A 12,772-nucleotide genomic window follows, 5' to 3' on the forward strand; every position below is an offset into this window, starting at 1 on the left:
ATAAAAGATAATTAATTAGTATTTTATAAAATATTAATCATTTTTATTTCTTATGAATTAATTTTTTTGATGATTTATTTTGTCGCAATTTTAATTATATTTTGCTATTTTTTAGAATAAAAATTCATTTGGAGAAAAAAATGAAAAAAACAGATGAACTCCGTACAATAAGAATGGATCCTTTAATTACTCCATCTGAATTGGCTAAAGAATATGCTATTACTTCAGATATTATGGATAATGTTATCAAAACCAGGCAAAATATTGCGCGTATTATGACTGGACAAGATTCACGATTACTTGTTGTCATAGGACCATGTTCCGTTCATGATCCTATTGCTGCAGTAGAATATGCATATAAATTAAATGAATTACGTATAAAATATCAAGATCGTCTTGAAATTATAATGCGTACTTATTTTGAAAAACCAAGAACAGTGGTTGGTTGGAAAGGGTTAATTTCAGATCCAGATTTAAATGGTAGTTTTCGCGTTAATCATGGATTAGCGATAGCTCGTAAATTATTATTAGATATTAACGCATTAGGAATGCCTGCTGCAACAGAATTTTTAGATATGGTCATTGGTCAATTTATTGCAGATCTTATTAGTTGGGGTGCAATTGGTGCTAGAACTACTGAAAGTCAAATTCATAGAGAAATGGCTTCGGCCCTTTCTTGTCCTGTTGGTTTTAAGAATGGTACTGATGGAAATATATTGATTGCTATTGATGCTATTCGTGCTGCAAAAGCATGTCATTTATTTTTAGCACCAAATAAAAATGGACAAATGACTATTAATCATACTAGTGGCAATCCATATGGTCATATTATTATGCGTGGTGGTCGTACACCTAATTATCATACAGAAGATATTACTTCAGCAGTGCAATATTTACGTGAATTTAATTTATTAGAATATTTAATGATTGATTTTAGCCATGGAAATTGTTTAAAAGAACACATACGTCAAAAAAATGTTTCAGAATCTGTTTCGAATCAAATTATTGAAGGTGAAAAATCTATATTTGGTGTAATGATTGAAAGCTTTTTAGAAGAAGGCTCTCAAACAGTAATACCTAATCAACCATTAATATATGGTAAGTCTATTACTGATGCGTGTTTAAACTGGAAAGATAGTATCACTATTATTAATCAATTAGCAGATGCTGTAGATACTCGTTTTTAATATTTTGTGCTAGTCAAACATTTGACTAGCATTTTTGTATTATTTTTTTTAAAAATATAATATTTTAAAAATAAATAAAAGATATTCTAATAATAAAATTTTATATGAATATGTTATTATTATTTTAATTTAATTTAGTTATATGTTAAATCGATGTTTTATTGATATAAAAATTTATTCTTTATAAAATAAATATTTTTTTATTTTGATGTAATAATATTTTAATTAAGGATGTTAGAATGCCTGTAATAAGTTTTGATGATGGTAGTCAACAGGTATATAAATATTCTGTCTTATTGACAGAGATTATAAAGAATATTAGACCAAGTATTATACATGAATTAGTTGCTATTTCAGTCAATGGTCATTTTTCTAATTTAAATACTTTAATAGAAAAAGATTCAAATATATTATTTTTTTGTAAAAAAGAAAATAATATATCATTAAATATAATTCGATATTCTTGTGCACATATTTTAGCTTATGCTATTAAGACAATATGGCCTACATCTAAAATTGGACAACATAATATTACAAACAATGGTTTTTATTGTGATGTAGATGTGGAAAAAAAAATATTAGAAAAAGATTTAATTTTATTAGACCATTGTATGCAGAATATTATAAAAAGAGAATATGATGTTTTAATTAAAAAAGTATCTTATCAAGAGGCTATAAATATATTTTTAGCACGTTCTGAAAAATATAAAGTATCCTTAATGAATGATATGATATTAAATAAAAAAGATATTTTTTTATATTATCATGAAGAATATGTAGATCTTGATATAGGTATTCAGGTATGTAATGTAAAATTTTGTAAACATTTTAAATTACAAAGTATTTCAGGTGCATATTGGAAAGGTAATAATAATAATAAAATGTTACAACGAATTTATGGTACTGCTTGGCATAGTAAACATGAATTAAAAAGTCATTTAAATTATATACAAGAATTAGATAAAAGAGATCATCGTAGAATTGGAAAATTTTTAAAATTATATCATATGCAAGAAGAATCACCAGGTATGATTTTTTGGCATAATAATGGATGGATTATTTTTAATGAATTAGAATCTTTTGTACGTAATAAATTAAAAAAATATCAATATCAAGAAGTAAAAACGCCATTATTAATGGATAAAAATATATGGGAAAAAAGTGGACATTGGGATCATTATAAGGATTCAATGTTTACTACATTATCTGAAAATCGTGAATATTGCATTAAACCGATGAATTGTCCTGGACATGTGCAAATTTTTAATATAGGAATAAAATCTTATCGAGATTTACCTATTCGTATGGCAGAATTTGGTAGTTGTCATAGAAATGAATCTTCTGGTTCTTTGCATGGTCTTATGCGTGTTAGACATTTTACTCAAGATGATGCTCATATATTTTGCACAATGAAACAAATACGTTCAGAGATTCATAATTGTATTAAAATGATATATGATTTTTATAGTATATTTAATTTTAAAAATATTTTAGTAAAATTATCAACTAGACCTCAAAAACGAATTGGTAGTGATACAATCTGGGATCAAGCGGAAAAAGATTTATCTGATGTATTATTAGAAAATAATTTATCTTTTGAATATCAGGAAGGAGAAGGTGCTTTTTATGGTCCTAAAATTGAATTTATTTTACAAGATTCTTTAAATCGCAATTGGCAATGCGGTACTATTCAGCTTGATTTTTATTTACCTCTGCGACTAAATTCTTTTTATATTGATGAAGATAATAATCGTATAGTTCCTGTTTTGATTCATCGTGCTATATTAGGTTCTATAGAGCGTTTTATTGGAATTTTAATTGAAGAAAATATAGGTATTTTACCAACTTGGTTATCTCCTATACAAATAATTATTGTTAGTATTTCTGATAGTCATATTAATTATGTTCATAGTTTAATAAAAAAATTTTCTATTTTTAATTTTCGTACTGAATATGATATAAGAAATGAAAAAATTGGTTTTAAAATACGTGAACATACATTACGTCGTATTCCATATATTATTATTTGTGGAGATAAAGAAATTTTAAATAATAAAATTTCTATTCGTACTAGAAGTGGTAATACCATAAATATGATAGATATTGATATTTTTATTAAAAAACTACAAGAAGAAATTATAACTCATAGTTTTTCTCAAATGGAGGAATAAAGTATTAAAGGTGGAAAAAGAATACAATTAATGCGTCCTAATCGAATTAATAATGAAATTCGTGCCATGAGAGTACGTCTAACAGGGATTGAAGGCGATCAAATGGGTATATATAGCTTGCGTGAGGCTTTAGAAAAATCTGAAGAATTAGGGTTAGATTTAGTAGAAATTAGTCCGAATGCAGAACCTCCAGTATGTCGTATCATGGATTATGGAAAATTTCTTTATGAAAAAAGTAAATCTTCTAAAGAACAAAAAAAGAAACAAAAAATTATTCAAGTAAAAGAAATTAAATTTCGTCCAAGCACAGATGAAGGTGATTACCAAGTAAAATTACGAAATTTAACTCGTTTTTTAGAAGACGGTGACAAAGTTAAGATTACTTTAAGATTTAGAGGTCGTGAGATGGCGCATCAAAAAATTGGTGTTAATGTATTAAATCGTGTTAAAAATGATTTAATTGAATTAGCAATTGTTGAATCGTTTCCTTCTAAAATTGAAGGTCGTCAGATGGTAATGGTTTTATCACCCAAGAAAAAATAAAAATTTTTCTATATATTTTTAAAAATATATATTTTATTTTTAATAATTTTTTCATCATTTAAATGAAATATTTTATGCCAAAAATGAAAACCTTAAAAAGTGCAGCAAAACGTTTTAAGCAAACTGCATCTGGTAAATTTAAACGTAAACAAGCGAATTTACGTCATATTTTAACTAAAAAAACTACATCTAAAAAACGTCATCTTCGTTCTAAAATCATAGTATCTAAAGGAGATGCGGATAGAGTTAAATCTTTTTTTCCATATGCATAAATAAACTTTTATTGAGATTTTACGAATAGGAAGGGATAGATGGCTCGTGTAAAACGTGGTGTAATTGCTCACGCTCGTCACAAGAAAATCTTAAAACAAGCCAAAGGTTATTATGGAGCTCGTTCTCGTATTTATAGAGTAGCCTGTCAAGCAGTTATTAAAGCTGGTCAATATGCATATCGTGATAGACGCCAGCGAAAAAGACAGTTTCGTCAATTATGGATTACTCGTATAAATGCTGCAGTTCGTCAAAGCCAAATGTCTTATAGTAATTTTATGTTTGGTTTAAAAAAAGCATCAATTACCATTGATCGTAAAATATTGTCTGATATTGCGATATTTGATAGATTTTCATTTAATATATTAGTTAACAAAGCTAAAGAAGCGTTATCTTAAATATTTAAATTAAGAGGGGAAAAACACTCTCCCCTCCATTATACACCATTTAATTAAAAAATATAATGAGCTTCCATATGGGAGTTTTTTTATTATTAAAAATTAGCATATGTGAAAATAATAATTTTAAAAAGAGTATTATAATGTTTAATAAATTATTAGAAGATATTAAAATAAGTATAAAAAAATCAGAAAATATAGAAGAAATAGAAAAAATAAGAATTCAGTATTTAGGCAAGAAAGGTATTTTATCTAATCATATGAAAAAATTAAAATTTCTTGATGTAGATAAAAAAAAAGAATGCAGTATTATTCTTAATCATATTAAAAATAAGATAATAATTATAATTAATCAAAAAAAGATTTTTTTAAAAGAAAAACTATTAAATCAACGTATTCTTAATGAAAAGATTGATATATCTTTACCTGGACGTCGTATTGAAAATGGTTTTTTACATCCTATTACTCATACGATAAATGATATAAAACATTTTTTTTATCAATTAGGTTTTACGACTATTTATGGTCCTGAAATTGAAGATGAATATCATAATTTTGATGCTTTAAACATTGATAAAAATCATCCTGCACGTGATAGTCATGATACTTTTTGGTTTGATTCGAATAGATTATTACGTACACAAACATCTAGTATGCAAATTAGAGCAATGAATCAAGATCATCCTCCTATGCGATTATTAGTTCCTGGAAAAGTCTATCGTAATGATTATGATATTACACATACACCGATGTTTCATCAGATTGAAGGGTTAATAGTTGATAAAAATATTAATTTTTCTCATTTAAAATGGATCATATATCATTTTTTATATTATTTTTTTGATAAAAATATTTCTATTAGATTTCGTCCTTCTTATTTTCCATTTACTGTTCTTTCAGCAGAAGTAGATGTTATTGATCAGAATGGTGTAATATTAGAAATATTAGGATGCGGTATAGTTCATCCGAAAGTATTACAAAACGTTAATATTGATAGTAATGTTTATTCTGCTTGTGCTTTTGGATTAGGCATTGAAAGAATGACTATGATACGTTATGGAATTTCAGATATTCGATCTTTTTTTGAAAATGATATGCGATTTCTTGCGCAATTTAAATATATATAGTGAGATATAATGAAATTTAATGAAAAATGGTTACATGAATGGATTGATCCTAATATAAATAAATCTATATTATATGAACAAATTATTAATTCTGGAATAGAAATTGAATCAATAAAGGAATTTAAACCAATATTTTCCGGAATAAAGGTTGGAGAAATAGTAGAGTGTATTTCTGACAAAAAATATAATACATTAAAAGTGTTAAAAGTAGATATTGGTATTAAAAAATTATTAACTATTGTTTGTAAAGCATCAAATTGTCGTGAGGGTATAAAAGTAGCAGTAGCTACTGTTGGTTCTATTTTACCTAATAAAAATATTATTGATAAAAGAGTAATAAGAAATATTATTTCTGAAGGTATGTTATGTTCTTTTTCAGAATTAGGATTATTTTCTAGTAATTCAATTATTGAAATAGATGAAAGTGTAAATATAGGAGTTAATGTTAATGAAATATTTTCATTACAAGATAAAATAATTAAAGTATCTTCTACTCCTAATCGTCCAGATAGTTTAAGTATTTTAGGATTATCGCGTAATATAGCTTCTATGAATGATATAGAGATACCTACTATAAAATATAAAAAAAATATTATACCTATTCAAGATAAATATTATATTGATATCCAATCAGAAAAAGATTGTATATGTTTTTCAGGTCGTATTATAAGAAATGTACAATTAAACATTGATACTCCTATATGGATGAAAAAAAGATTATTTTTTTCTGATATGTTATCTAATAATGTTGTAAATAATATTATAAATTATGTATTAATTGAAATTGGTCAACCTATTTATATGTTTAATGAAGATAATATTATAGGTAATATTATTATTCGTCGCGCAAAAGATAAAGAAGAAATTATTTTAAAAGAAAAAGAAAGTATATTACTTGACAAAAGTATATTAGTTATTGCTGATAATCAAAAAATTTTATCTATTCCTGGTAATATTAATTCTTATCATACAGAAGTACAAAAAAATAGTAAAAATATATTTTTAGGAAGTGCTATATTTAATAAAAAATCAATATGTAATATTATTAAAAAATTTTCTTCAAATAAAATATTAGAGTATTACTACTATGGAATTGATTCTTCATTACAAAATGATGCGATTGAATATGCAACTAATTTAATTTTAGATATTTGTGGAGGAATATCTGGACCTATTATAAAACAAATATCACCTTACAAAAATAATATTAATAATAGTATTTCTTTGTATCACAGTAAAATAAATAATATCATTGGATTTAAGATTAATCAAAAAAATATTTCAAATATTTTATATCGTTTAGATTATAAGTTTACTTTTAAAAATACTTATTGGCATGTTATTCCACCTAGTTGGAGGTTTGATATAATTATTGAAGAAGATGTTATAGGTGATATAATGCGAATATATGGATATAATAATGTTAAACCAGTACCTTTAAAAAAAATATTTATCACGAAAAAAAAAGATGAATTAAAAGAATTTAAATTAGATATGGCTAAAATGGTACTAGTTAATAAAGGTTATTATGAAATAATAACATATTCATTTATAGATCCTCAAATACATAATATATTTTTTCCGCATCGATCTCCATTATTAATATCGAATCCTATTTCTAAAGATATGTCTTGTATGAGAACTTCTTTATGGCCTGGATTATTAAAATCTGTTTCTTATAATAAAAATCATAAAAAAAATAGTATTAGATTATTTGAAAGTGGATTATGTTTTTCATTAGATAAAGATAGTTGTCTTGGTGTTAAACAGGATTTATTTTTAGCAGCAGTTATTAGTGGTAATTATTCACAAGAAAATTGGTATTCTAAAGTTAGAAAAGTAGATTTTTATGATTTAAAAGGTGATTTAGAATCTATATTGGAGTCAATATGTGGATTAAATAATATAGAATTTAGACGTCAATCTATATTAGGGTTACATTCAGAACAAAGTACAGCAATTTACTTTCATGATACATTTATTGGTTGTATTGGATCTCTTGATCCAAAACTAGAAGAAAAATTAAATTTTTATGATTCTATTTTTGTTTTTGAAATATTATTTAATAGTATTTTAGATACAAAATTACATAAAATAAAAGAAATCTCTAAATTTCCTACTAGTCGTCGTGATATTGCGATTTTAGTCTCTATTCATATTGATTGTATAAATATTATTCAAGAATGCAAAAATTTTTTTAAAGACATAATAGTAGAAATTAATTTGTTTGATGTATATTCTGATAAAAAATTTAAGATAAAACAAAAAAGTTTAGGTATTAGTTTCATTTTTCAGCATTATGAAAGAACATTAAAAGAATATGAAATTAATTTAATGGTGGAGAGTTGTATTATCGCATTAAAGAAAAAATTTCAAATTATTTTAAGGAATTCACTTAATGGTACTAACAAAATCTAAAATTTCAGATAATTTATTTGAAAAGTTACAAATAACTAAAAGCGATTCAAAAAAATTTGTAGAATTTTTTTTTGAAGTATTAAGAATCTCTTTAGAAAAAGGAGAAGATGTAAAATTATCAGGATTTGGTAACTTTCAATTAAAAAATAAGAAAGAGCGTCCTGGTCGAAATCCTAAAACAGGGAAAATCATCTCTATATCTGCAAGACGTGTAGTAACTTTTAAAGCTAGTCAAAAATTAAAAAATAAAATTTTATATTATTCTAGCAAAATTAAAATATAATAATAATTATGGTATTATAAAAAATTTTAAAATGATTAATATTTTATATAAAAATAATGTAATATAAAAAAAATAATATTTTTATTTTAAAATACATATGTTATATAAACGGAGTATGAATGGATTTTAAAATTATTAAAGAAAATAAAAATGCAAGACATGGTGTATTTATTTTTAATAATCAGTTGATAGAAACTCCTATTTTTATGCCAGTTGGTACTTATGGTTCGGTAAAAAGTATTGATTCAAAAGATTTAAAACATACAGGTAGTAAAATGATTTTAAGTAATGCTTTTCATTTATATTTTCGTCCAGGATTAGATATAATCAAAAAACATGGTAATTTACATCGTTTTATGAATTGGTCAGGACCTATTCTAACAGATTCTGGAGGTTTTCAAGTTTTTAGTTTATCAAAATTTTGTAAAATTAGTGATCATGGAGTTTTATTTAAAAGTTATATTAATGGTCAAAAATTTTTTTTAACGCCTGAAAAATCTATGAAAATTCAATTTGATCTAGGATCTAATATTGTTATGATTTTTGATGAATGTATCGCATATACAAAAGATTTTAATTGTACAAAAAATTCAATGGAACGATCATTAAATTGGGCTAAACAAAGTCGTATTTTTTTTGATATGCAAAAAAATTCAAATTTATTATTTGGAATTATTCATGGAGGTATTTATAAATCTTTACGCGATATTTCAATAAGAGAATTAATAAAAATTGGTTTTGATGGTTATGCGTTAGGGGGTTTAGCTGTTGGAGAATCTAAACAGGAAATGTATAATTTATTAGATCATATATGTCCACAAATGCCTAAAAATAAACCAAGATATTTAATGGGTGTTGGAAAACCTGAAGATTTAATAGAAGCAGTACAGAGAGGTATAGATATGTTTGATTGTGTTATACCAACTCGTAATGCTCGAAACGGTTATTTATTTGTGACTCATGGCATTATTAAGATTAGGAATGCTAAATATAAATATGATTTATTACCTTTAGATGAAAAATGTTATTGTTATACATGTAAAAATTATAGTCGTTCTTATTTACATCATCTTGATGCTTGTAATGAAGTGTTAGGATTACGTTTAAATACAATACATAATTTATATTATTACCAAACATTAATGTTAAATATTAGGAATGCGATAAAAAATAATTCTTTTGATGAATTTATAAAAGTTTTTTATCATCAAAAAAATAAATATCTTTTGTAATAGATGATTTTAAATAATATAATTTTTTTAATATAAGTAATTAAAATATATAATACTAAAAAAAGATTTTTTTATTAAAGACAATAATGTTAATCGATTAATGCGTATGTTGTAGTCTAAATGATAAATTTTTACTGTATTTAAAAACTCTTGTATAGGATGTTCTAATTTAGATATTTCAAAAAATATTTTTTTATATTGATAATTTTTTTTTAGTGTTTTTAATATTACAAAAAAATTATTAATTTTATTAAATAATATTTTTTCTATTTTTTCTTTAAGATATATAGAATTAACAGAATCTAATATTTTTTCGTTATTTTTTTCTAAAATATTAGAAATTCTTTTTATAGATAATATAATTTTTTTTGAATTATCTAATGTTTGAAAAAAAGATGTTGCTTTTATTCTTTCATGAATATCAATAGGTTGATTTAATTTACATGATAATACTGATCTAATTACTTGAATGTTATATCCTTTTTCTTCATACCAATAAAATAACCGAATCATAAAAAAATTGATAATTTTATTAGATATTTTTATATTATCATGTGTTTGTTTATATATATTAATACTTTTTTTAATTAAATGTTTTAAATTAATTGATATTTTATTTTTTATAATAATTCGTAATATTCCTATTACTAATCGTCTTAATGCAAATGGATCTTTATCTGCAGTAGGGGCATTATTAATTATAAACATACCAGATATAGTATCTATTTTATCAGCAATGGATAAAGCACAACCTATAGGTGTGGATGGTAATATGTCACCTGAAAAAGATGGTAAATAATGTTCTCCAATAGCAATAGAAACATCTTTTTTTTCACCATCTTGTAGGGAATAATACATTCCAATAGTACCTTTTAGTTCCTTAAATTCACATGCCATATTTGTAATTAAATCACATTTAGATAATTTAGCTGATTGAATAGAAGACTGTATATCAGCTTTATTATATTGTGCAATCCATTGAATTAGTAATTCTAATCGTATAGTTTTATCATATAATGTTCCAATATTTTTGTGAAATATTACTTTTTTTAATAATGGAAGATAACTTTCTAATTTTATTTTTCTATCATTATTAAGAAAAAAAGAAGTATCTTCTAAACGTGAATGCATTACTTTTTCATTTCCTTGAATAATATTAAATGGATTTTTACAGTGAATATTAGAAATTAATATAAAAAAAGGCATGATTTTTTGTTTTTGATCGTATACTGGAAAACATTTTTGATGATATTCTATAGTATATATTAAGATTTTTTCTGGTATTTTAAGAAATTTTTTTTGAAATTGTCCTAATAAAATTATTGGAGATTCCACAAGAGAAGTCACTTCATCAATTAATAATGGATTGATTTTTACTTGACCATGAATTGTATTAGCTATTTTTTGGATTTCTATTTGAATAATATTTTTTCGTTTTTGATAATCTGCAATAATGTTATACTCTTTCATTAAAAGAGAAGAATATTCTTTAGCATTTTGAATTTTTATTTTTTTTTCTTTTGTACTAATATGATTGTGAATATAATTGCTTGCATTTATTCCATATATTTTTTGTTTTAATAATAGGTTATCTAATAATAAAATAATATTTCGGATTGGTCTAAAAAATTTATAGTTATTATTTTCCCATCTCATAGTATTTACAATAGGTATTTTTTTTAGTGCGATTTCAATAATTCTTGGTAAAATTAATTGTACCGATTCTTGCTTTTGTTTAATTTGGCATAAAAGCCATTCTCCTTTTTTATTATTAAATTTTTGAGCTTGATTAATATGGATATTACAATTTTTTGCCCATCTATATGCGGCTTGTGTAGGTAATCCATTTTTATCAAAAGAGTCTTTTAGTGCAGGTCCTTTTTTATTAATTATTATTATTTTTTCTGATGTATCAATATTTATAATTTGTATTGATAATCTTCGTGGTGTAGCAAAAAATTTTATTTTTTCATATATAATATTATGTAATTTTAATTCATTAATTGTATTTTGATAAAAAGAATTAGCTATACTATATAATAATTTTGCAGGAAGTTCTTCTGTTCCAATTTCAGTTAAAAATATTTTTTTCATTTTTTTCTCATCTTGCTTTTAATATAAATAAACCTTATTCTTTTTTTAAATAAAAATATTTTTTTGCTATTTCAGTTATTAATGATCTTATTTTTAAAATATAATTTTGACGTTCACTAGTAGATATTAATTTTCTTGCATCTAGTAAATTAAAAATGTGATTAGATTGGATTATTTTTTCATATGCTACTAATAATAATGGTTTGTTTAATTTTAATATATTTTTTGCTTCTAACAAATATTGTTCAAAAGAGTTAAATAAAAAATCAGCACTAGAAAAGTCAAAATTATACTGAGAATGTTCTATTTCGTTTTGATAAAATATATCTCCATAAGTTAAAGAACGATCTTCAGTTTCATCCCAAATAACATCATATACATTTGATTTATTTTGTATATGCATAGCAATCCTTTCTAATCCATAAGTAATTTCCACTGTTACCGGAGAGCATTCTAAACCACCGATTTGTTGAAAATAAGTAAATTGAGTGATTTCCATTCCGTTTAACCATACTTCCCATCCGATTCCCCATGCACCTAATGTAGGATTTTCCCAATTATCTTCTACAAATCGTATATCATTATTTTTTTCATTAATATTTAATAAATTTAATGATTCTAGATACATATTTTGGATATTTTGTGATGGTGGTTTAATAATAACTTGAAGTTGATAATAATGTTGTAATCGATTAGGATTTTTGCCATATCTACCATCAGTAGGACGTCGACAAGATTGCGTGTATACTGCATTAACTGGTTCTAAACCAATTGCACCAAAAAATGTTGTATTATGAAATGTACCAGCTCCTATTGGCAAATCGAGTGGTTGAAAAATAGTACATTTTTTTTGAGACCAGTATTTTTGTAAAATTAAAATTAAATTACAAAAAGTATTATTAGATTTATTCATTGTTTAGTAATATTAATTAAGTTAAAGACATCATAAAAATAATACTTGATATGATAATTATTATCGATGGTATTTTGTATTTATATTTTTAGTATATATAAAAATGTTTAATTTTATTATAATATATTTATATAAT

11 protein-coding genes are annotated in these 12,772 nt (G+C 23.8%); 9 read left to right on the forward strand and 2 right to left on the reverse strand.

Going from position 1 to position 12,772, the window contains the following annotated elements:
• Positions 1-140 precede the first annotated feature (140 nt).
• The 9 genes from ACOI1G_RS01640 to tgt all read left to right on the forward strand — a co-directional run bounded on the left by ACOI1G_RS01640 (position 141) and on the right by tgt (position 9,629).
• Entirely contained in the window at positions 141-1,187 is a 1,047-nt protein-coding gene (locus tag ACOI1G_RS01640; RefSeq protein WP_422667082.1) for a 3-deoxy-7-phosphoheptulonate synthase, read from the forward strand.
• A gap of 239 nt (positions 1,188-1,426) precedes the next feature.
• The gene (gene thrS, locus ACOI1G_RS01645) at positions 1,427-3,358 is read left to right on the forward strand and encodes a threonine--tRNA ligase (protein WP_422667083.1); all 1,932 of its coding nucleotides are present in this window, start codon (positions 1,427-1,429) and stop codon (positions 3,356-3,358) included.
• A gap of 3 nt (positions 3,359-3,361) precedes the next feature.
• The gene (gene infC / locus ACOI1G_RS01650) at positions 3,362-3,901 is read left to right on the forward strand and encodes a translation initiation factor IF-3 (protein WP_422667586.1); all 540 of its coding nucleotides are present in this window, start codon (positions 3,362-3,364) and stop codon (positions 3,899-3,901) included.
• Positions 3,902-3,975: 74 nt separating this feature from the next.
• The gene (gene rpmI, locus ACOI1G_RS01655) at positions 3,976-4,173 is read left to right on the forward strand and encodes a 50S ribosomal protein L35 (RefSeq protein WP_422667084.1); all 198 of its coding nucleotides are present in this window, start codon (positions 3,976-3,978) and stop codon (positions 4,171-4,173) included.
• Positions 4,174-4,212: 39 nt separating this feature from the next.
• A complete protein-coding gene (gene rplT, locus ACOI1G_RS01660) occupies positions 4,213-4,569 on the forward strand; it encodes a 50S ribosomal protein L20 (protein ID WP_422667085.1) in 357 nt (118 codons plus the stop codon).
• Positions 4,570-4,712: 143 nt separating this feature from the next.
• Positions 4,713-5,696 carry a phenylalanine--tRNA ligase subunit alpha gene (gene pheS, locus ACOI1G_RS01665; protein WP_422667086.1) on the forward strand — a complete coding sequence of 328 codons (984 nt, stop codon included), beginning with the start codon at positions 4,713-4,715 and terminating at the stop codon, positions 5,694-5,696.
• Between the two features lie 9 nt (positions 5,697-5,705).
• Positions 5,706-8,114 carry a phenylalanine--tRNA ligase subunit beta gene (gene pheT, locus ACOI1G_RS01670; protein WP_422667087.1) on the forward strand — a complete coding sequence of 803 codons (2,409 nt, stop codon included), beginning with the start codon at positions 5,706-5,708 and terminating at the stop codon, positions 8,112-8,114.
• Positions 8,095-8,397 carry an integration host factor subunit alpha gene (locus ACOI1G_RS01675; protein ID WP_422667088.1) on the forward strand — a complete coding sequence of 101 codons (303 nt, stop codon included), beginning with the start codon at positions 8,095-8,097 and terminating at the stop codon, positions 8,395-8,397. The genes pheT and ACOI1G_RS01675 overlap by 20 nt, the downstream gene beginning before the upstream one ends.
• 119 nt (positions 8,398-8,516) lie before the next feature.
• Complete coding sequence (gene tgt, locus ACOI1G_RS01680; RefSeq protein ID WP_422667089.1) at positions 8,517-9,629, forward strand: tRNA guanosine(34) transglycosylase Tgt; 1,113 nt, start codon at positions 8,517-8,519, stop codon at positions 9,627-9,629.
• A gap of 27 nt (positions 9,630-9,656) precedes the next feature.
• Here the strand turns inward: tgt and glyS are convergent, their stop codons facing one another.
• Entirely contained in the window at positions 9,657-11,723 is a 2,067-nt protein-coding gene (glyS, locus tag ACOI1G_RS01685) for a glycine--tRNA ligase subunit beta (protein ID WP_422667090.1), read from the reverse strand.
• 34 nt (positions 11,724-11,757) lie between these two features.
• Positions 11,758-12,636 carry a glycine--tRNA ligase subunit alpha gene (gene glyQ, locus ACOI1G_RS01690; RefSeq protein WP_422667091.1) on the reverse strand — a complete coding sequence of 293 codons (879 nt, stop codon included), beginning with the start codon at positions 12,634-12,636 and terminating at the stop codon, positions 11,758-11,760.
• Positions 12,637-12,772 lie beyond the last annotated feature (136 nt).

The sequence above is a fragment of the Buchnera aphidicola (Pterocomma populeum) genome (assembly GCF_049314985.1).
In the GTDB taxonomy this organism is placed as follows: Bacteria; Pseudomonadota; Gammaproteobacteria; order Enterobacterales; family Enterobacteriaceae; genus Buchnera; species Buchnera aphidicola_BQ.

Excerpts from the sequence above, each read along its gene's own strand:
- ACOI1G_RS01640 (WP_422667082.1), top strand. The coding sequence starts at position 141 with ATGAAAAAAACAGATGAACTCCGTACAATAAGAATGGATCCTTTAATT.
- thrS (WP_422667083.1), top strand. The coding sequence starts at position 1,427 with ATGCCTGTAATAAGTTTTGATGATGGTAGTCAACAGGTATATAAATAT.
- rpmI (WP_422667084.1), top strand. The coding sequence starts at position 3,976 with ATGCCAAAAATGAAAACCTTAAAAAGTGCAGCAAAACGTTTTAAGCAA.
- rplT (WP_422667085.1), top strand. The coding sequence starts at position 4,213 with ATGGCTCGTGTAAAACGTGGTGTAATTGCTCACGCTCGTCACAAGAAA.
- pheS (WP_422667086.1), top strand. The coding sequence starts at position 4,713 with ATGTTTAATAAATTATTAGAAGATATTAAAATAAGTATAAAAAAATCA.
- pheT (WP_422667087.1), top strand. The coding sequence starts at position 5,706 with ATGAAATTTAATGAAAAATGGTTACATGAATGGATTGATCCTAATATA.
- ACOI1G_RS01675 (WP_422667088.1), top strand. The coding sequence starts at position 8,095 with ATGGTACTAACAAAATCTAAAATTTCAGATAATTTATTTGAAAAGTTA.
- tgt (WP_422667089.1), top strand. The coding sequence starts at position 8,517 with ATGGATTTTAAAATTATTAAAGAAAATAAAAATGCAAGACATGGTGTA.
- glyS (WP_422667090.1), bottom strand. The coding sequence starts at position 11,723 with ATGAAAAAAATATTTTTAACTGAAATTGGAACAGAAGAACTTCCTGCA.
- glyQ (WP_422667091.1), bottom strand. The coding sequence starts at position 12,636 with ATGAATAAATCTAATAATACTTTTTGTAATTTAATTTTAATTTTACAA.